We start from the raw sequence: 275 nt of genomic DNA on the forward strand, positions 1-275 counted from the left end.
GCATGGATGAGCGCCTGAGCGGCGCAGTGCGGGTCACCACCACCGATTCCTTCGCCCTCGACTTCATCATCCCGGCGATTGCCCGCCTGCGCCTCGACCACCCGGGTATCGAAGTGCAACTGCACGCTTCGACGCAGATGCTCAACCTCAGCCAGCGCGAGGCCGATATCGCTGTGCGTACACATAAGCCGGATAACCCCGAGCTGGTTGTGCGCCGGCTGGCGCGCTGGAACAGCGGGCTTTTCGCTTCTCGCGAATACCTGCAGCGACGCGGT

General features: G+C 64.4%; 1 protein-coding gene. It reads left to right on the forward strand.

What is annotated here, in order from left to right; genetic code table 11:
• The coding region (locus SB786_RS36185) for a LysR substrate-binding domain-containing protein (protein WP_410731570.1) at nt 1–275 on the forward strand (275 nt) is incomplete at both ends.

The sequence above is a fragment of the Burkholderia sp. SIMBA_062 genome, assembly GCF_046534765.1.
Taxonomy (GTDB): domain Bacteria; phylum Pseudomonadota; class Gammaproteobacteria; order Burkholderiales; family Burkholderiaceae; genus Burkholderia; species Burkholderia ambifaria.